Source organism: Amycolatopsis sp. NPDC049688, assembly GCF_040674975.1.
In the GTDB taxonomy this organism is placed as follows: Bacteria; Actinomycetota; Actinomycetes; order Mycobacteriales; family Pseudonocardiaceae; genus Amycolatopsis.
In genome coordinates, this window is sequence record NZ_JBFANY010000002.1 from 763,590 (window position 1) to 782,592 (window position 19,003).

Sequence of the window (19,003 nt, forward strand, 5' to 3'; positions counted from 1 at the left end):
GTGACGCACACCGCCGACGCCCCCGAAGTGCTCTGGCGCCCCGAGCCGGGCCACGTTGCCGACACCAAGATCGACGCCTTCCGCCGGTGGCTGCGCGCCGAGCGCGGCGTCGAGGTGGACGACTACCGCTCGCTGTGGGAGTTCTCGGTCGACCGTGGCCCGGACTTCTGGGCCGCGGTCGCGGACTTCCTCGGCGTCCGCTGGCACGACCAGCCCGGTGAGGTGCTCTCCGGCGAGATGCCGAACGCCGTCTGGTTCGAGGGCGGCACGCTCAACTACGCCGAGCACGCGCTCACCCCCGGCGTCGCGGGCGCCGCGAAGGCCGACGACGAGACCGCGGTGATCTTCCACCGCGAAGACGGCTTCGCGAGCCACTTGACGTACGGCGAGCTTCGTGCGCAGGTCGCCGCCGCGCGGGCCGCGTTCCTGGAACTCGGCGTCGGCAAGGGCGACCGGGTCGTCGCGCTGGCGCCGAACTGCCCGCAGACGCTGGTCGCGTTCCTCGCCGCGGCGAGTATCGGGGCGATCTGGTCGTCGTGCTCGCCGGACTTCGGCGTCCGCGCGGTCGCGGACCGGTTCGTCCAGATCGAGCCGAAGGTGCTGTTCGCGGTCAACGCCTACGCGTACAACGGCCGTCAGTTCGACATCCGGACGACGATCGCCGACCTGCAGGCGCAGCTGCCGTCGCTGGCCGCGACCGTGCTCGTCGAGTACGTCGGCGAAGGCCGGATGGACGGCGCCCTCGACTGGGACGGACTGCTCGCGAGGCACGCGGGTGCCACCCTGCTGTTCGAGCCGGTCGAGTTCGACCACCCACTGTGGGTGCTCTATTCGTCGGGCACCACCGGCCTGCCGAAGGGCATCGTGCACGGCCACGGCGGCATCACCCTCGAACACCTCAAGGCCCTCGCCCTGCAGACCGACCTCGGGCCCGGCGACCGGTTCTTCTGGTTCAGCACCACCGGCTGGATGATGTGGAATTTCCTCATCTCCGGCCTGCTGGTCGGCACCACGATCGTGCTCTACGACGGCAGCCCCGGCTTCCCGGACCTGAACGCGCTCTGGCACCTGGCCGAGCAGCACCGCGTCACCTACTTCGGGACGTCGGCGCCGTTCATCCAGAGCTGCCTCAAGGCCGGCCTCAAGCCCGCCGAGCACTACGACCTGACCGGGCTGCGCGCGCTGGGCTCCACCGGCGCCCCGCTGAGCGTCGAGGGCTTCCGGTGGATCGTGAACGAGGTCGGGCGGGACGTCCAGATCTGCTCGGTGTCCGGCGGCACCGACCTGTGCGCGGCGTTCGTCGCGTCGGCGCCCGACGTGCCGGTCTGGCTCGGCGAGCTGTCCTGCCCGGCGCTCGGGGCCGCGGTGAACGCTTTCGACGAGGCGGGCAAGGCCGTCGTCGAGGAGGTCGGCGAGCTGGTCATCACGAAGCCGATGCCGTCGATGCCGGTGTTCTTCTGGAACGACCCGGACGGCTCGCGCCTGCGTGAGGCGTACTTCGAGATGTACCCGGGGCTGTGGCGCCACGGCGACTGGATCCGGATCACGAACCGCGGCTCGGCGGTGATCTACGGCCGCAGCGACTCGACGCTCAACCGCGGCGGCGTCCGGATGGGCACGGCGGAGTTCTACCGGGTCGTCGAGGGCTACGACGAGATCGCGGATTCCCTGGTCGTGGACACTTCGGCGGCCGGGAACGAGGACGGGCAGCTGATCTGTTTCGTGGTGCTCGCCGGCGGCGTCGCGCTCGAAGACGTCGAGCCGCGGCTGCGCAAGGAGCTCCGTAGCGCACTGTCACCGCGCCATGTACCCGATCGGTTCGTCGTGGTTTCCGAGATACCTCGTACCTTGAACGGTAAGAAGTGTGAGGTACCGGTGAAGAAGATCCTTGCCGGTGTGGCTCCCGACCGGGCTGTCAGCCGTGACGCGCTGGCCAACCCGGCGGCGCTGGCGCCGTTCGTGGAGCTCGCCGGGGGGTAGATGGGGGAAGCATGATCATCCACGGCGGGTTGTACAGGTGGTGACGGGGACACGCGCGCAGATCACCTGGAAGGTGGCAGGAGCCACCACCGTGGGGGTGATCACCTGGGTGACCCGGCTGGCCGGCCTGATGACCCTGGGCTCGATCCTGATCCCGGCCGGCCGGCGCAGCCTGCGCGGGCACCTGGCCGAGTGGCTGGAGCTGCCGCAGGAGGCCACGGTCGCCGCGGCGACCGTGGCGCTGGTCATGGGCGTGCTGCTGGTGCTGCTGGCCGCGGGCCTGCGGCGCCGCAAGCGCCGGGCCTGGCAGCTGGCGGTCGGCGCGACCGTGCTGCTCACGATGTCGCACCTCGGGCTGAAGCACGTCTTCGCCGCCGGCCTGGTGTCGGTGGTGCTGCTGGTGGGCCTGATCGCGAATCGGCGTTACTTCGTCGCGAAGCCGGACCCGGTGGTCGGGCGCTGGCGGGCGGTGCGCGTGTTCGTCCAGCTGGCGGTGGCCGGGTTCGTGATCAACGTCATCCTGCTGTCGGTGGCGCCGCGCGCGGCCCTGGAGCCGATGGGCTTCGGCGACCGGCTCGCGGAGTCCGCGCTCGCGCTGGTCGCGGCCAGCGGGCCCGCGGTGTTCCACCAGATGTGGCTGGAGGACCTGGTTACCGGTGTCGGACTGCTGTTCGGCCTCGCGGCGGTCCTGGTGTCGGCGTATTTCCTGCTGCGCTCGGCCGAGCCGGCGCCGCGGCTGACCGACGAGGAGGTCGCGCGGCTGCGCCGGCTCCTGGACGAGCACGGCGAGCGCGACTCCCTCGGCTACTTCGCGCTGCGGCGGGACAAGTTCGCGGTGTTCTCGAAGACGGGCAAGGCCGCGGTCACCTACCGCGTGATCGCCGGCGTGGCGCTGTGCTCGGCCGACCCGCTGGGCGACCACGAGGCGTGGCCGGGCGCGATCGAGGAGTACCTGGAGGTTTGCCGGCGCAACGGCTGGACCCCGGCGGCGATGGGCGTCTCGGAGCTCGGCGCGACGGTCTGGGCGAGGTTCGGCCTGGAGGTCCTGGAGATCGGCGACGAAGCGGTGGTCGACGCGGCGGGCTTCACCCTGGACGGCCGCACGATGCGCGGCGTCCGCCAGGCCGCGGCCCGGACGAAAAGGGCGGGCTACAAGGTCCTGGTGCGCCGCGCCGAGGACCTGCGCCCGGGCGAGCTGGCCGAGCTGGAGGTCCTGGCGGCCAACTGGCGCGGCACGGACACCGAGCGCGGCTTTTCGATGGCGCTGGGCCGCATGGGCGACCCGGGCTCGGTACTGGTGACGGCCGAGCAGGGCGGCCGCGTCCGCGGGGTGCTCCAGTTCGTGCCGTGGGGCAGGACGGGCCTGTCCCTGGACGTCATGCGCCGCGACCGGTCGGCCGACAACGGCGTCAACGAGCTGATGATCTCCGAGCTCCTGCTGTCGGCAGGGCGTCACGGCGTCACGCAGGTCTCGTTGAACTTCGCGGCGTTCCGGGCGTTGATGGAGCAGGGCCAGCGCATCGGCGCGGGCCCGGTCGCGCGCATGTCGGCGAAGGTCCTGCACTTCTTCTCGCGCTGGATCCAGATCGAGTCGCTGTACCGGTTCAACGCGAAGTTCCAGCCGCGCTGGGTGCCCAGGTACCTGGTGTATCCGAAGGTCCGCGAGCTGCCCCGCGTCGGCATCGCCACGTTCGAGGCAGAGGGCCTGGGCGGCCGCTCTCCGCGCCTGCTCAGGCTGCTGCGGAGGGCGTAAGGGGGGTGCTGTTCCGGGGGTGATCGGGGGTGTGTAACCTATCTGAGCAGTGGTCGTTGGGCCCAGGAGGCTTCGCCTAGTCTGGTCTATGGCGCCGCACTGCTAATGCGGTTGGGGGTAACCCCCCCTCCCGGGTTCAAATCCCGGAGCCTCCGCTGGTACTCGGTTCGCCGGGTGCTAGGTTACAACTGAACACGCGCCCGTAGCTCAGCTGGATAGAGCATCTGACTACGGATCAGAAGGTCAGGGGTTCGAATCCCTTCGGGCGCACGTCTGGTTGAGACAGCAAAGAAGCCCCCTCTTCGGAGGGGGCTTCTTTCTTTCCCGCTACCGTGAGCCGGGTGGACGGCCGCTGCAAACACGACCTGTTGCCGGGCCAGTGCGCGGGGTGCAAACCCCCGCCGCCCGGTGTCCGGGCGCACGGCTACCGCACCGATGGTGGTTCGGCTTACCACAACGATCCCGCCTGTGACTGGCTCCGGCGAGGCCAGCGCCATGCCGCGGCCCGCGGGCAGGAGACCCACCCGGCGGTGCCGATCGCCTGGGCGGACGTACGTCCGGGCTCCCTGGAACCGTGCGAGTACTGCTGCACACCGGAATGGCTGGCTCGCCGCGCACCGGCGGTGGCGCCCGCATCGGCACCCAAGCCGTGTCTCGTCCGGGACGGCGACGACTGGTACCCGGGCCAGCTGTCGTGGGAAGCGGCGCCCCGGGAGGACGGTCTCTGGTGGGCCAAGGTCCGGTACCGGCGTGCGGGGCAGGACCTGACCGTCGTCAGGAACCAGAACGCCCTGCGGCCGCGCGAGTAATCAGCCTCGTAGCAGCTCCTGCCGGAACCGGTCGGCGAAGCGCTGCGTGCGGACCATTTCCCCGACCGGAACGGACGGTGGCTCGGCGTCCATTGCGCGCTGCAGGGGGCGCAGCAACCGGGTGAAGAGCCGTTCCGAAGCGTTCGGGTCCCAGATATCGCGGAGCAGCTGCGTGCACTTCTCTTCGGCCACGCGCGGTCGGTGATCCGGAGCCTTGGTGCCCATCGACTGCCACCTCACCGCGGCCAGCAGGTGGTAGCGCGCGGGCGCATACTTCTTGTCGATGCGCTTGTTCCGCAACAACCATTCGACTCGGTACCACGTGGCAGCGGCCAGGTAGTAGTAGACCGGTTGCTGGCCCGGCTGGAAGAGCTCCCGGCCACGCTCCTGGATGAGCGACTTGAAGTGGCCGACTCCGGCCGGCTCGTCGAGGAACATCGCGAGGTACGCACGCGTCAGCTGCGGCCGGCCGATCACCCTGACTTTCTCGATGTCCTTCCGTTCGCTGTACTGCTTTGATCGCCGTTCGTAATAGAGCCGCTGCTGCCTGTCCCGGCCGTGCTCGAAGTACTCCTCCAGCAGGCGGTGGAACTCGTCGCGGACGCTGAGGTCCTCTTCGCTGATCATCGTCTGCCGATTGGTCGCGGCGGCGATGCCGCTGACGACGTCCTCGTCCTGCGTGTGCACGACCATGAGTTTCACGTGCACACCGGGGGTCAGCTGGTGACGCTGGTCGAAAAGAACATGACAGGTTTGGCAGCCGTTCACGATCTGGAAGTCCGTCAGGATCACGCGGTCGCCGATCGGCTTCAGGCCACGGGTCACGATGGTGATGCCCAGGTTGTACAACGAGAACAGGTCACGTTCGCCGGGGTCGCACAAGGTGTCCCGGATCTTGGAGTTCACCTCGTTGTAGCCCTGGAAATCACGGAAGTTCTCGTGGAAGAGCGTGCGGCGCAGCCTGCCGGCGTCGTCGGAAAGGACGCATTCGACCAGGTCGGTGGCCGCGATCAAGCCCGTGACGGCTTGCTCGACCGCAGCAGTACTGGGCACGACGATCCGCCTGGGCATCGGGAACTCCGCGGTCACCGAGCTGGTCGCGCGCCGGTAGAGCTCGCGCAGGTGCTGCTGGGTCGTGCAGTCGAAGGAGACTTCATCGAACAGCCCGGTCGCGCTCAGCTTGCGTTCCGCGCTGGTGGCCTTCTGCCTGATCATGGCGGCGATTTCGCTCCCGGTGGTCACGTAGAACACGTGGAGCCGGGGCAGCCGGCCGGCGAGTTTGCCGACGTTGCCGTAGACCGCGTCGTGGAGGCACCGGCGGATGTTCCGGATGTCGTCCGACGCCGGGTAGGGGAGCTCGGCTTGGTCGACGAGGTGCAGGAGGTTGTCGGCGAGGTCCGAGATCACCCGGCTTTCGAACTTGCTGCTCGTCTTGGCCTGGACGAAGACGATGTCCACGACGGGCCGGATCCGGCTGTCCATCACCCGGGCCACATCGTCGGCGTCGTGCAGCAGCTCCCCGTCGACCAGGACGGCGAACGCGTCGATGCCGAGATCGTTGCCGCCACCGGTGCGGAAGGTGTCCGGGGCGAACTCGCTCTCGTAGAACGAGCTCAAGACGCAGTAGGCGGCGAATGCCTCGAACGCTTCGCTCTCCGGCAGCGAGGTCAGGTCGTGCGTTTTCTGGAATTCGCGGGTAAGACCGCCGATCACCATGTCCACGGGGTCTCCTTCACCGGCCGATCCGAGCTCTCGTCACGACTTCCTCGGGGGTCAATGCGCTGGAGGGGTGGTGGCTCAGGCACATCGGGGAGCTGATCCGCCGGAACGGCTCGCCTTCGGTCACCAGGTAGAACTCGCCGGCGCCGAGACGGGAGATGTCCACCACCGAGCTGCCACGCTGGGAGGCCATCTCCTTCGCCGCGGCGACCTGGACTGGGCTGTTGATGAACCCGAAGTACTGAGTTGCGGTGTTGCCCACGATGCGGTTGTGGATACCTTTGGGCGCTTGAGTCGCGAAGACCAAGCCCAGGCCGTACTTGCGCGCTTGCGAAACCAGCGCCAGGGTGCTGGCCGTGCAGGCTGTCATTGCTCCCGATGGTGCGAGCGTCTGAGCTTCGTCCATGACGAGCAGGCCGCGGAGCGGACGATCATCGGCGGGGTGCTTCTTGATCCAGGCGAACAACGCCATCTGCAGCTGGTTGACGAACCCCTGCCGCTGCTGCTCAGCGGGCAACCCCACCAGGCTGATGACAGAAATCCGGGCTCGCTTGCCAGACGTCGGGGTCAGCAGCGTGGCCGGATCGAAGGCGGTGCCGCGGCCCCCGAAAAGCGGGTCGTTGATCACCGCAGCGCGAAGGGTTTCGGCCAGTTCCGTGGCGACCGCACCGGCCCGCGCGAACGACGTGACGCCTTCGGGCAGGTCGGCCAGGAGGTCCAGGAACGCCTCGAGGTCGCCGCCTCCGCGGTTGGCGAACTCGGTGAGCACTTCGCGCAGGAGAGCCTGCGCGCGGTCGGCCTTGGCGGTGGCGGCGGACACTCGGGCGCGTGGGGCCAGGGCGGCGACCGCGGTTTCGAGGGCCTGCCCGAATTCATCGGGGTCATCCACCAGCGCGGCGAGGTCCGGCAGCGGCTGGAAACTCAGCGGGCGGCCACCTTCGACCCTCGGTGTCCACACCACCACCTCGGTTTCACGGAGGTACCGCTCGGACCGGGCTGCGTCGCCCGGCCGCCAGCCGGGTGGCGGCGCCGGCCAGCGGTCACCCAGCCGGGCCAGGTCGTTGTTCGGGTCCAGCACGATCGACGACACTCCTTGCAGCGCGCACTCCTCGATCAACCTGCGCAGGAGAACGGTCTTGCCGGAGCCGGACCCGGCGAACACCGCGGTGTGCTTGCGCAAGGAGAGCAGGGAACCGCGCACGTCGGTGCCGTCCTCCGTCGTGCCGAGCGGGACTGCCGGGACACCGTCCGGTTCGGGGCCGGCGAGCGGAGCCGGATCCGAATCCTGGTCGGTGGGCGGCCAGGTGAAAAGGGTTTCGACCGGATCGTGGGGTGGTTCGGGCACCGGAGCGGCTCCGTTGCCCGACGGACCCGGATCTCCGAAGACAGTCCGGAACAGCGTGGTTCTGCTCGCCGGGGTCCGCGCGCGCAGCCACGTGTCGAACTCCGGGTCCATGGCGTTGCGCAACTGCGTCAGCGCCGCGAACACCTTGAGGTCGTCGTGCGACACGCCGTCGATCAGCACGCCACCGGCCTGGCGGAAGTCGGCGAGCCGTTTACCCGCCTTCAGCGTGCCGGTAGGCCAGTTGCCGGTTCGAAGTACGTACGCCCGTCGGTGCGGGAAGGCCGGGTCGAGTCCGGCACTGTCCTGGACTCGTTTCAGCACTCGCTGTGACGACGGCGCACTCGTCGTCGCAATGGCCCGGAAGGTCCAGCTCCGGTCAGCGTCGGCATCTTCGGCAGGCTGCCGGAGCTGGGCGTGGAACCACGGGTTCCCACCCGGCCGGGGCGCGACCTCGAACGGACCGGCCCGCTCGATCGCGTAACAGTTGAGAGCGCCTTCGAGGATTTCACTCATCCGGCTGTTCTCGGTCTCCGGTTGCAACGCGTCGCGGACATCGACCGTGCTGACAAGGGTGGCGTACTTCTCGTCCAGCACCGACAGCGCCGACGGTGCCGCCACGACGCGGACGTGCTGAGGCTTATCCTGCAGGGTGGTCATCTCGCGTAGCTCCGCGGTGTCCAGGCAATCCTGGACGTGCCGGCGGACCGCTTGGAGCAGCTGCCGGGCGTTGAAGCGCGCGACCTCGTCGAATGCTTGCGGAAGCACTGGCCAGGTCGGATAGGGCGCCTGGAATCCGGCCTTCTCGTAGCGTGGGGCGAACCAGGCGGCGATGAGCGCGCGCCCGACCTCCGGTGAAGGTATCCGGCCCAGCTGGATTTCCGGTTGCTCGAACCGATCGAGTGCCGAGCCAATGGCGAAGCGGCGGATCCGTTCCCATGAGTGCGGCTGGCAGGCCACCACCGTCGCCGTGCGTGCTGTCGTGTCCCGAAGATCCATCAGGCCGACCATGAACTGGTCGAGCACCTCAAGAGTCTCTGGCTCGACGTGCTCCGTAGCCTGGGTTGAGCGGCCGGTCAACTCGTCGATCTGATCAATGGTGAGCAGCGTGGGCCCGGTCAACGCAAGCAGCCGTGAGATGGCCCGGACCCGCTCCCGCGCGGGCTTGGCGGTCGGCAGGATTTCCCATCGAATGCGTTCACCGGCAACGGATTCCTCGTCTCCGGTCAGGTAGCTTTCGGCGAGGTCGCGAGCCGTGGTGTCACCTGCCTCCAGCAAGACGAGTGCTCGAGCGACGTGCCTGCTTTCCCGGCCCCATCGTGGCGAGAGGCGTTCCAGCCGGTCGATGATTTCGTCGAGGAACGGCTTGGTCATCGAGGCACGGCTCGCGAGCCGTGCCTCCTGCTCCAGCGAGAGCTTCAGCCGGTTGGCCAGCAGATCCAGCCACCTGGCCTGCTGGCTGCGTCCGTCGGGACCCGGCTGGCGGAGTCCTTCGAGGTAGGCCTTTGCGACACCGGTCCAGAAGTCGCTGATGTGCAGGCTGATGGGGAAGAAGTAGCCACGATGGCTGACTTGCTGATGCGCGGCCCCGAGCAGGTGTGTCTTCCCGGAGCCGTGCTCGCCGACCACTGCGACGCTCAACGGGCTGCTCCCGGGACTCGCGTCAGCGTCGTCGAAGGCAGCCATGATGGCCCGCAGTGCGTGTTCGTTCAGCTCCGGTACGTGCGTGCTGGACGGCTGCCAGACATCTTCCGTGCTCGCTGCCCAATCGAAACGCAGGTGTTGCAGAGCCCGGCGGACACCTTCGTCCATGTCGCCTCAGCTCGGTTTGATGGCGAGCAGGTGTTTGTCCTGATTGCCGACGCGAATTGCCGCCTTTCTCTTCTCTTCGGAGAGGCTCTTCTGATTGACTTCCGCGGTCAACCGTACTCCCGGGAGCAGGTCGAGCCGCAGAAGTGCCCCATCGACGATTTCGCGAGGCAGTTCGAGCTCGCCGCGCAGTCGCACCAGTGACACCGGGGCGCCCGGTTCTTCCGCCAGAGTGTCGTAAGCCGATCGGACCGCGGCATCTGCTTCGGCGTCGGATACCGCTGCGGCCGCGTCGCTGGCTGTCAAGACCACGTCGGCCAACGTGGCCTTTGTCGTCGTGAGGTGCCGCTCGAACAGGTTGAGAACGGGGTACAGCAAACGGTAGGCGGGGGGCGCTTTCGCAGGGGCTTCGGCCCGCAGCTCCTCACGGCACGCCTTCCAGCCATCCTCGGTCAGCTCATGCAGGCGGCTGCGCCGAGGGCCGGGCGTGACCTTGATGTATCCGCAGTCGAAAAGCTCTTCCCGTGTCGATTTCTCGATCACGAGTCCGAATTCTTCGCGGATCCGCGAGTTCGGAACAGCATCGCCGAGTGTCATCAGGACCAGCAGGGCAGATCGCGCGGGAAGGCTGAGCGGTTCCATGCGATTCACCTTAGTGACGCGGCCTACGGGCACCACGCCTTTCGCTCGACCGGAGCAGCGACCGCAGACATTTCCCGCGTTGTTGATCAATGGAGTGGAAGATCGCCTATTTTTGTGATCGTCGATCGGGGAGGGCAGTGCGGAGTGCGCCCAGCGCGGCCGGGGAAAAGTGGCAGCGGGCGGAGGAGGAGCAGCTTCTGGAGGAGCTCCGAGGGGAAGATCGGCTGGAAGACGTCGCCGCGCGGCATCAGCGTTCATCCGGCGCGATCTGCGTACTTGACATCCGGGCCGCACTGACAGCCGAGACGGGATGGGCGGCGGCCACCGATGAGCTCGACGTGCTCGCGGGCTTCGAGGATGGCCGGCTGAAACAGGCCGGTCGCGCGGTTGTGAAGCGGCAAGGCGCGCCCGATCTCGCGGACTGGGTGCTCGAGTGCGTTCGCCCGGCATCGCGGACATCCGGCTCACCGCCGATCAGCTCAGGAGGGGTGATGAACAGGGGAAGGCGGCCGGAGAGCAGCTGGTACGCGCCGGGCTGGCGCGGCTGTGGCAACGCGACCGCGAGAGCCTGCTCATGCGGCTCGGCCTGACGACCGGGGCGACGACCATGGCCGAGATCGCGCAGCAGTTCGGGTTGAGCCGGGAGCGGATCCGCCAGGTCCAGCGCCGGGAACTCGATCGTGCCCTGGTCACGGCGGAAGACGGGGTGCGGATTGGCACGAGGCCGGCGATCGATTGCGCCGAGCGTTAGTTCCGGACGGGCAGCGTTGTCCGGGGTGCGCCACGGCTACCATCCCGACCTCCTCGTCGACCTCCTTGGTGCGGCGAGCGGTCGATCCCCGTGCCGAACAGGCACTACGAGATTACCTTGCAGAGGGGCCGGCCGACCGGACGCGAGTGGAACCGCTGCTGAACCGCTATGGCCACCACCGCACCGACCTCGCCGCCCTCATCCTGCGGAACGGGTGGTTCTGGCAGCACTCGCCGTTCCGCTTGTCGGCTGGGCCGTTCGCCGGGTGACATCGCCGGTGAAGTCGTTCGACAGCGCAGCGTAACTGGACTGGACCACTTGGCCGCGTCGGCCTGCGGTGGTCTTGACCATTGACCACGCTCCGTGGTGACTCTTCCGTAATTGGTCTGGACCACGTAACGTTTGGGCAAACGGCGCAAAACACTGCCCTGGTCCCCGCCGGTGGTGTTGGTGTCCGCCGTCCTGCACCTGGCTCAAGGGAGAGCGATGTCCAGAAAGAGATGGCACCTCCTCGGTCTGTTCACCGCGGTCGGCGCGATCGCGGTCGGTCTCGTCACCGTTCCGGCGAGCGCCGCCGGTGGTGTCAGTGCCGCCTTCACCAAGGGGTCCGACTGGGGCACCGGGTACGAGGGCAAGTACACGATCAACAACGGCTCCGGCGCGACGCTGCCGAGCTGGACCGTCGAGTTCGACCTGCCGAGCGGCGCGAAGATCTCGTCCCTGTGGGACGGCAGCTACACCGCGTCCGGGCAGCACGTCACCGTCAAGAACAGCTGGAACGGCAACGTCGGCAACGGCGGCACCGCCAGCTTCGGCTTCAACGTCGCCTACTCCGGCACCTACTCGGCGCCGTCGAACTGCAAGCTGAACGGCGGTTCCTGCGACGCCGGCGGTGGCACCCCGACCACCACGCCGACGACCCCGACGCAGCCGACCACCACCCCGACGACGCCGACCACGCCCACCACCCCGACGACGACCACGCCGCCCCCGCCGGGCGGGCTGAAGAACGTCGGCTACTTCGTGCAATGGGGCGTCTACGGGCGCAACTACCACGTCAAGAACATCGAAACCTCGGGCTCGGCGAGCAAGCTGACGCACATCAACTACGCGTTCGGCAACGTCAAGAACGGCCAGTGCACCGCGAACGACGACCCGTACGCCGACTACCAGAAGACCTACGACGCCGCGGGCAGTGTCGACGGTGTCGCCGACACCTGGGACCAGCCCGTCGCCGGCAACTTCAACCAGCTGCGGAAGCTGAAGAAGCTGCACCCGGGCCTCAAGGTGATCTGGTCGTTCGGCGGCTGGACCTACTCGGGCGGCTTCGGCCAGGCGGCGCAGAACGCGGCCGCGTTCGCGCAGTCCTGCTACAACCTGCTCAAGGACCCGCGCTGGGCGGACATCTGGGACGGCATCGACATCGACTGGGAGTACCCCAACGCGTGCGGCCTTTCCTGTGACACCAGCGGAGCCGCGGCCTACAAGAACCTGATGTCCGCGCTGCGGGCGAAGTTCGGCTCGTCGTTCCTGATCACCTCGGCGATCACCGCGGACGGCAGCAACGGCGGCAAGCTCGACGTCGCCGACTACGGCGGCGCCGCGCAGTACGTCGACTGGTACAACGTCATGACCTACGACTACTTCGGCGCCTGGGCGGCGCAGGGTCCGACGGCCCCGCACTCGCCGCTGACGAACTTCAACGGCATCCCGACGCCGGGCTTCTACTCCGACGCGGCGATCCAGAAGCTCAAGAGCAAGGGCGTCCCGTCGAGCAAGCTCCTGCTGGGCATCGGCTTCTACGGCCGCGGCTGGACCGGCGTCACGCAGGACGCGCCAGGTGGCACGGCGACCGGCCCCGCGCCGGGCACGTACGAGCAGGGCATCGAGGACTACAAGGTACTCAAGAACACCTGCCCGTCGACCGGCACCTTCGCCGGCACCGCGTACGCCAAGTGCGGCAGCAACTGGTGGAGCTACGACACCCCGGCGACCATCGGCGGGAAGATGTCCTACGCGAAGCAGCAGGGTCTCGGCGGCGCCTTCTTCTGGGAGCTGACCGGCGACACCACGGGCGGCGAGCTCATCACCGCGATGAAGAACGGCCTGTCATGAGCCGCCGGTGGTTGCCCGCACTCGGGCTGGCGGCCGCGGCCGCCACGATCGGCGCGATGTTCGTGATCGCCCCGGCGAACGCGGCGGGCGGCGTGTCCGCGACCTTCTCGAAGGGCTCCGACTGGGGCACCGGGTACGAGGGCAAGTACACGATCGCCAACGGCTCGGGCTCGACGCTCGCTTCGTGGACCGTCGAGTTCGACCTGCCGTCCGGCGCGAAGATCTCGTCCCTGTGGGACGGGAGCTACACCGCGTCCGGCCAGCACGTCACGGTGAAGAACACGTGGAACGGCAACGTCGCCAACGGCGGTAGCGCCAGCTTCGGATTCAACGTGGCGTACTCGGGTTCGTACGTGGCGCCGTCGAACTGCAAGCTGAACGGAGGATCGTGTGCCGCCGGGGGCACACCCCCCACGACCACGACGCCTCCTACGACGACGACCCCGCCGACGACGACCACCCCGCCCCCGCCGGGCGGCCGGGGCGCGCCGTACCTGTACATGGGCTGGGGCAGCCCGCCCAACCCGCAGACGGTGATGAACGCGACCGGGATCAAGTGGTTCACCATGGCGTTCATCAACGCCTCCGGTGGCTGCAACCCGGCGTGGGACAGCAGCCGTCCGCTGTCGGGCAGCGCCGACGCGACCGCGATCTCGCAGATCAAGGCGGCGGGCGGCCAGGTCGTCCCGTCGTTCGGCGGCTGGAGCGGGAACAAGCTGGGCCCGAACTGCTCGACGCCGGAGGCGCTGGCCGGCGCCTACCAGCAGGTCATCAACGCCTACGGTCTCAAGGCGATCGACATCGACATCGAGAACTCCGACGAGTTCGAGAACGAGGCCGTGCAGGACCGCATCCTGAGCGCGCTGAAGATCGTCAAGCAGAACAACCCGGGCATCCAGACGATCCTGACGTTCGGCACGTCGACGACCGGCCCCAACTACTACGGGAACCGGCTCATCGACCAGTCGAAGGCGCTGGGCGCGAACGTGGACGTGTTCACGATCATGCCGTTCGACTTCGGCGGCGGCGCGAACATGTACAACAGCACGGTGAGCGCGGCGAACGGGCTGCGCGACAAGCTGAAGTCGACGTTCGGGTGGTCGGACGCCACGGCGTACGCCCACCTCGGGATCTCGGGCATGAACGGCCTGTCGGACCAGCAGGAGCTGACCGACCTGTCGACCTGGACCCAGATCACGAACTGGGCCAAGTCGAACAAGATCGCCCGCCTGGCGTTCTGGTCGGTCAACCGCGACCGCGGCTGCCCGGGTGGCGGCGTCCAGTCGGCGTGCAGCGGCATCGCCCAGAACGACTGGGACTTCACGAAGGTGACAGCGGGCTTCTGACGCTGTCGTGACGGCCTCCTTGCCGGCTCCCCGGGCCGGCAAGGAGGCCGTTTTCACGACATCTTGACGGCGTCACCGATCGCCTGGTCCAGAATGGACAGACCAAGCGAAATCTCCTCTTCGGACGCCGTAAGCGGCGGCGCGATCCGGAACACCCCGCCCATTCCCGGCAGCTGCACGATGTTCAGGTGCAGCCCGAGTTCGAGACACCGCTGCGTGACCCGCGCCCCCAGCTCGTCCGAACTCCGCTTGGTTTCCCGGTCCACCACCAGCTCCAGCCCGGCCAGCAGGCCGCGGCCGCGGATGTCGCCGACCACCTCGTGCCGGGTGGCGAGCTCCTCCAGACCCCGGCGCAGCAACGCGCCCAGCTCGACCGCTCGTGAGTCGAGGCGGTCGCGGGTCAGCACGTCCAGCACCGTGTTGCCGACCGCCGCCGGGAGCGGGTCCGACACGTGCGTCGTGAAGAACAGGAAGCCGCGGTCGTGCGCCTCCTGCTCGATTTCCGCGCTGGTCAGCACCGCAGCGAGTGGCAACCCGGCGCCGAGCGTCTTCGACAGCGTCAAGATGTCCGGGACGACGCCGTCGCGCTCGAACGCGTACCAGTTTCCCGTGCGGCACAACCCCGTCTGGGCTTCGTCGAGAATCAGCAGCATGCCGCGTTCCCGGCATTTCCCGGCCAGCGCGGCGAAGTAGCCGGGCGGCGGCTCGATGATGCCGCCCGAGCTCAGGATCGGCTCCACCAGGCACGCGGCCAGACTGCCGACCGACTGCGCGTCGATCAGCTCGAACCCGAAGTCCAGCTGACGCCGCCAATCCAGCTCACCGGAAGCGTCGGTGAAGTCCGGGCGGTAGGCGTTCGGCGCCGGGATGGCGAAGTTGCCGGGCGCGGCCGGACCGTACCCGCGGCGGCCCGCGCTGTACGTCGCGCTCGCCGCCGCCTGCGTCATCCCGTGCCACGACCGCGCGAACGAGACGATCTCGTGCTTGCCCGTCACCAGCTTGGCCATCCGGACGGCGGCCTCGTTCGACTCGGCGCCCGTGGTCAGCAGCAACGCCTTCTCCAGCGGCGCCGGCAGCGTGTCGGCGAGCCGTCGCGCGAGGTCGACGACCGGGCGGCTCAGCATGCCGCTGAACAGGTGGTCCAGCCGGCCCACCTGCCGCCGGACGGTCTCGACGATCTCCGGGTGCGAGTGCCCGAGGATCGCGCTCATCTGGCCGGAGGTGAAGTCGAGGATCCGGCGGCCGTCCTCGGTGACGACGAAACTGCCCTCGGCGTGGTCGATGATCTCGCGGGTGAAGGCGCCGCCGTACCGCACGAGGTGCCGGTCGACGTCGGCCCAGAAGGAGTCAGCCATGACTCCGACGGTAAGACCGCTGCGAGCGACACGTCCATCTCACAATTCCGGCGTGCTTGTTCGGTTTTGCCGCACAATCGGCGGATGCTGAACCCGTGGCGCCTGCGCCTGCTGAGCCGGCTCGACACGCTGGGCACGGTCCGCGCGGTGGCGCAGGACGCCAACCTGAGCGCGTCGAGCGTGTCGCAGCAGCTGGCCGTCCTCGAAGCGGAAACCCGCACCCAGCTGCTGGAACGCACCGGCCGCCGGGTCCGCCTGACGCCCGCGGGGCTGATGCTGGCCCGCCGCGCGCGGGCGATCCTCGACCACTTGGACACGGTCGAGGCGGAGCTGCGCAGCCTCGGCGAAGAACCGGCGGGCCTGGTGCGGCTCGGCGCGTTCCAGAGCGCGATCCACACCCTGGCGGTGCCGGCGGTGACCCGGCTGGCGCACCCGCACCTCGAGGTCCAGCTGCTGGAGCTGGAGCCGCACGAGAGCATCCCGGCCCTGCGCGGCGGCGACGCCGACGTCATCATCACCACGACCGACTTCGTCGAGCTGCCGCTGGGCCCCGACCTCGACATCTTCCCCCTGGCCACGGACCCGATCGTGCTGGTGACCCCGCCGGACGCACCCCGCGGCCCGGCGGTGCTCGCGGCCTACGCGGACCAGCCGTGGGCGCTGGACGTGCCGCAGTCGTACATGGCGAACCTGACGCTGCGCCTGTGCCGCGAGTCGGGCTTCGAGCCGCGGGTGGTGTGCCACTTCAGCAACTACCTGATGACGTTGCAGCACGTCGAAGCCGGGCTGTCGATCGCACTGCTGCCCGGCCTGGCGGTGGACTCGCGGTACCGGGTGGCGACACGGGAGCTGGCGACGCCGGTGACCCGCACGATCGCAGCGGTCGTCCGCCGCGGTTCACCGCCCCGGGCGGCGGTCAACGTGGTGCTCGAAGCCCTGCGGCAGCTGCCGGACCCGGTCGAGCAGGTCAGACCTCGGTCTTCTCCTTGACCGGCAGCTCCGGGCTCGCGCCCCACGCCAGCTCGGTGACCACGCGCACCGCGGCCGGCACCGCGGCCTCGACCGCGGCGGACAGGCCGATCCCGCCGTCGATGCACGCCGGTTCGCAGGCCAGGACCAGGACGCGGCCGGCGTCGCCGCCCAACAGGCGCAACAAACGGACCACCGCATCTCCGGGGAGGTCGTGCGTGTCCGTTGCCGACGTCAGGGTCAGCGTGCCCGGTGGGCCGCCGTGCGGGGTCGCGTCCAGGAGGATCGTCGTGTCGTAGCCGCCGGTCAGGTCGTACGCCAGGTGGACCGTGGCGATGTCGTAGTCGGCGATCTGGACCCACGGGGGCAGGCCCGCCCGGTCCAGTTCGCGGATCACTTCGACACCGAAGCCGTCGTCGTGCAAAAAGACATTGCCGATACTCGCGACCAGGACTCGTGGCCTCATTGCGCAACCTCCTGGGGTGCGCTCCTCAGGCTAGAACTGTGAAGTGGATCACACAATAGGTTCGCGGTCGTCCTGCACCGTTTCGGCACGCGCGAGCCACAGCTCGGCTTCGTGAGCCGCGCCGCGGGCCCGCAGCATGCGCGCCAGGCTGAGCATGCCCTGGACGTCACCCGTCTCCGCCGCCCGGCGGAACCACTGCTCGGCCACCGCCAGGTCTTCGCGGTGCTCGGCGAGGTGACCGAGGTTGGTGAGGGCGGGGATGCTGCCGTGCTCGGCGGCCTTGCGGTACCAGGCGGCGGCTTCGCCCTCGTCGCCGCGGTTGCGGGCCAGGACGCCGAGGTTCGTCATCGCCGCCGGGTCGCCGCGCTCGGCCGCGTCGAGGTACCAGCTCTCGGCCTCTTCGAGGTCGCCGCGGCGGTGCAGCAGCAGGCCGAGCCGGGTGATCGCCTCGACGTGGCCGCCGGTCGCGCCCTGGCGGTACCAGGATTCGGCGTCGGCCGGCCGGCCGAGCCGTTCGGCCTGCCGGCCGAGCTGGCAGGTGGCCGCGAGGTCGCCGGCCTGCACCGCGGACCGCCACCAGCGGGACGCCTCGGCGGCCTGGCCGCGGTCGCGCAGCACGATGCCCAGGTCGACCATCGCGCCGGTGAAACCCGCTTCGGCGGCCTGGCGCAGCCACGACTGGGCCTCTTCGCCGTGCCCCTCTTCGCGCAGCAGCCGGCCCAGCGCGGCCATCGACGGCAGGTCGCCGGCGCGCGCCGCTTCGCCGTACCAGTGCCGGGCGTCTTCGCGCTTGCCGCGCCGCTCGTAGGACTTGGCGAGGAACTGCATGCCGTGCGGCTCGCCGGCCAGTGCGGCCTCGTGGTACCAGCGTTCGGCCTCCTCTGCGGCACCGCGCTCGGCGAGGAGGTGGGCCAGCGCCGTCATCGAGACGCGGTCACCGCCCATGGCCGCCTTGCGGTACCACGACTCGGCCTCGGCGAGCTCCCCGCGTTCGCGCATCGCCGAGCCCATGCGGGCCATGGCGACGACGTTGCCGCCCTCAGCGGCTTTGCGCTGGAAGAACTCGTCGAACTTCTTGAGCCGGCCGGGCATCGGCTGCTCCCTCCGGATGGGTCCTGCTCCGGTAGTCGCAGATGATCGGCTCCGTGTGACAGCTCCGCCGTGGGTGGGCGACGTCACATTCGCGCCAGGTCGTCGTGTCGGCGCGGTTGTCCCGCACCGGCAGAGGTGAGACTACGCCGCGCGACGGCGCAGGTGAGAGGAGAAAATCGTGGCGGCCCGACGCTTTCGGCTGAGCGTGACGCAGCGAACCCTGCTGGTAATCGCGGTTCTGGCCGTCGCGCTGTTCGGGTACTGGGCGACGAGGGGCGCGGGCGCGGCCCCGCCGACGTCCGGTGCGCCGGTGCCGGTGAGTGCGGCCGACGCGCAGAAGCAGCTCGACGAGCTGACCATCGCCGCGCGGACCTCGATGGACGGCTACTCGCGCGAGAAGTTCCCGCACTGGGACAGCCAGGGATCCGGCTGCGACACCCGCGAAGTCGTCCTCAAGCGCGACGGCAAGGACGTCAAGACCGACAAGGACTGCCGGCCGACGTCCGGCACCTGGACCAGCGTCTACGACGACGAGACCTGGACCAAGCCCACCGACCTCGACATCGACCACATGGTCCCGCTGGGGCAGGCGTGGGCGAGCGGCGCGAAGTCGTGGACGACGGAGAAGCGCGAGCAGTTCGCCAACGACCTGACCCGGCCGCAGCTGTTCGCCGTCACCGACAACGTCAACCAGCAGAAGAGCGACAAGGCGCCCGACCAGTGGAAGCCGCCGCTGGTGGCGTTCTGGTGCACCTACGCGAGGGACTGGATCGTCGTGAAGCACTACTACGGGCTGACGATCACGCAGGCCGAGAAAACGGCGTTGACCGACATGCTGCGCCGCTGCTGAGCTGG

General features: G+C 69.0%; 14 protein-coding genes and 2 tRNA genes. 10 read left to right on the forward strand and 6 right to left on the reverse strand.

Annotated elements, in window-relative coordinates:
• From AB0J55_RS09620 to AB0J55_RS09640, 5 genes are all read left to right on the forward strand, one after another.
• A complete protein-coding gene (locus AB0J55_RS09620) occupies positions 1-1,980 on the forward strand; it encodes an acetoacetate--CoA ligase (protein WP_364245193.1) in 1,980 nt (659 codons plus the stop codon).
• A gap of 37 nt (positions 1,981-2,017) precedes the next feature.
• Positions 2,018-3,733 carry a phosphatidylglycerol lysyltransferase domain-containing protein gene (locus AB0J55_RS09625; RefSeq protein WP_364245195.1) on the forward strand — a complete coding sequence of 572 codons (1,716 nt, stop codon included), beginning with the start codon at positions 2,018-2,020 and terminating at the stop codon, positions 3,731-3,733.
• A 65-nt stretch (positions 3,734-3,798) separates the two neighbouring features.
• A tRNA-Ser gene (locus AB0J55_RS09630) sits at positions 3,799-3,888 on the forward strand.
• Positions 3,889-3,929: 41 nt separating this feature from the next.
• Positions 3,930-4,003, forward strand: a tRNA-Arg gene (locus AB0J55_RS09635).
• A gap of 71 nt (positions 4,004-4,074) precedes the next feature.
• Entirely contained in the window at positions 4,075-4,542 is a 468-nt protein-coding gene (locus AB0J55_RS09640) for a hypothetical protein (RefSeq protein WP_364245198.1), read from the forward strand.
• On the opposite strand, the gene AB0J55_RS09645 is transcribed toward AB0J55_RS09640, so the two are convergent.
• Genes AB0J55_RS09645 through AB0J55_RS09655 form a run of 3 tightly spaced genes read right to left on the reverse strand, consistent with a single transcriptional unit; the run spans position 4,543 to position 10,054 of the window.
• Entirely contained in the window at positions 4,543-6,258 is a 1,716-nt protein-coding gene (locus AB0J55_RS09645; protein WP_364246006.1) for an AIPR family protein, read from the reverse strand.
• A gap of 16 nt (positions 6,259-6,274) precedes the next feature.
• A complete protein-coding gene (locus AB0J55_RS09650; RefSeq protein ID WP_364245201.1) occupies positions 6,275-9,415 on the reverse strand; it encodes a DUF87 domain-containing protein in 3,141 nt (1,046 codons plus the stop codon).
• A gap of 6 nt (positions 9,416-9,421) precedes the next feature.
• Positions 9,422-10,054, reverse strand: a complete 633-nt coding sequence (locus tag AB0J55_RS09655; protein WP_364245203.1) for a hypothetical protein — start codon at positions 10,052-10,054, stop codon at positions 9,422-9,424.
• 433 nt (positions 10,055-10,487) lie between these two features.
• Between AB0J55_RS09655 and AB0J55_RS09660 the strand changes: the two genes are divergently transcribed.
• From AB0J55_RS09660 to AB0J55_RS09670, 3 genes are all read left to right on the forward strand, one after another.
• Complete coding sequence (locus AB0J55_RS09660) at positions 10,488-10,805, forward strand: sigma factor-like helix-turn-helix DNA-binding protein (RefSeq protein WP_364245206.1); 318 nt, start codon at positions 10,488-10,490, stop codon at positions 10,803-10,805.
• A 486-nt stretch (positions 10,806-11,291) separates the two neighbouring features.
• Complete coding sequence (locus tag AB0J55_RS09665; protein WP_364245209.1) at positions 11,292-12,920, forward strand: glycosyl hydrolase family 18 protein; 1,629 nt, start codon at positions 11,292-11,294, stop codon at positions 12,918-12,920.
• A complete protein-coding gene (locus tag AB0J55_RS09670) occupies positions 12,917-14,266 on the forward strand; it encodes a cellulose binding domain-containing protein (RefSeq protein WP_364245211.1) in 1,350 nt (449 codons plus the stop codon). Before AB0J55_RS09665 ends, AB0J55_RS09670 begins: the two co-directional genes overlap by 4 nt.
• A 53-nt stretch (positions 14,267-14,319) precedes the next feature.
• On the opposite strand, the gene AB0J55_RS09675 is transcribed toward AB0J55_RS09670, so the two are convergent.
• Positions 14,320-15,621 carry an aspartate aminotransferase family protein gene (locus AB0J55_RS09675; RefSeq protein ID WP_364245214.1) on the reverse strand — a complete coding sequence of 434 codons (1,302 nt, stop codon included), beginning with the start codon at positions 15,619-15,621 and terminating at the stop codon, positions 14,320-14,322.
• Between the two features lie 84 nt (positions 15,622-15,705).
• Between AB0J55_RS09675 and AB0J55_RS09680 the strand changes: the two genes are divergently transcribed.
• Positions 15,706-16,611, forward strand: coding sequence for a LysR family transcriptional regulator (locus tag AB0J55_RS09680; RefSeq protein ID WP_364245217.1), 906 nt, complete (start codon positions 15,706-15,708; stop codon positions 16,609-16,611).
• Here the strand turns inward: AB0J55_RS09680 and AB0J55_RS09685 are convergent.
• Complete coding sequence (locus AB0J55_RS09685) at positions 16,589-17,056, reverse strand: hydrogenase maturation protease (protein WP_364245220.1); 468 nt, start codon at positions 17,054-17,056, stop codon at positions 16,589-16,591. The two genes, AB0J55_RS09680 and AB0J55_RS09685, sit on opposite strands and share 23 nt — an antisense overlap.
• Before the next feature lie 48 nt (positions 17,057-17,104).
• Positions 17,105-18,148, reverse strand: coding sequence for a tetratricopeptide repeat protein (locus AB0J55_RS09690; RefSeq protein WP_364245223.1), 1,044 nt, complete (start codon positions 18,146-18,148; stop codon positions 17,105-17,107).
• Positions 18,149-18,326: 178 nt separating this feature from the next.
• On the opposite strand from AB0J55_RS09690, the gene AB0J55_RS09695 reads away from it, so the two are divergent.
• The gene (locus tag AB0J55_RS09695; RefSeq protein ID WP_364245227.1) at positions 18,327-18,998 is read left to right on the forward strand and encodes an HNH endonuclease family protein; all 672 of its coding nucleotides are present in this window, start codon (positions 18,327-18,329) and stop codon (positions 18,996-18,998) included.
• Positions 18,999-19,003: the final 5 nt, after the last annotated feature.

Coding starts and splice junctions, on each gene's coding strand:
- AB0J55_RS09645 (WP_364246006.1), bottom strand. CDS start 6,258: ATGGTGATCGGCGGTCTTACCCGCGAATTCCAGAAAACGCACGACCTG.
- AB0J55_RS09650 (WP_364245201.1), bottom strand. CDS start 9,415: ATGGACGAAGGTGTCCGCCGGGCTCTGCAACACCTGCGTTTCGATTGG.
- AB0J55_RS09655 (WP_364245203.1), bottom strand. CDS start 10,054: ATGGAACCGCTCAGCCTTCCCGCGCGATCTGCCCTGCTGGTCCTGATG.
- AB0J55_RS09665 (WP_364245209.1), top strand. CDS start 11,292: ATGTCCAGAAAGAGATGGCACCTCCTCGGTCTGTTCACCGCGGTCGGC.
- AB0J55_RS09670 (WP_364245211.1), top strand. CDS start 12,917: ATGAGCCGCCGGTGGTTGCCCGCACTCGGGCTGGCGGCCGCGGCCGCC.
- AB0J55_RS09675 (WP_364245214.1), bottom strand. CDS start 15,621: ATGGCTGACTCCTTCTGGGCCGACGTCGACCGGCACCTCGTGCGGTAC.
- AB0J55_RS09680 (WP_364245217.1), top strand. CDS start 15,706: ATGCTGAACCCGTGGCGCCTGCGCCTGCTGAGCCGGCTCGACACGCTG.
- AB0J55_RS09685 (WP_364245220.1), bottom strand. CDS start 17,056: ATGAGGCCACGAGTCCTGGTCGCGAGTATCGGCAATGTCTTTTTGCAC.
- AB0J55_RS09690 (WP_364245223.1), bottom strand. CDS start 18,148: ATGCCCGGCCGGCTCAAGAAGTTCGACGAGTTCTTCCAGCGCAAAGCC.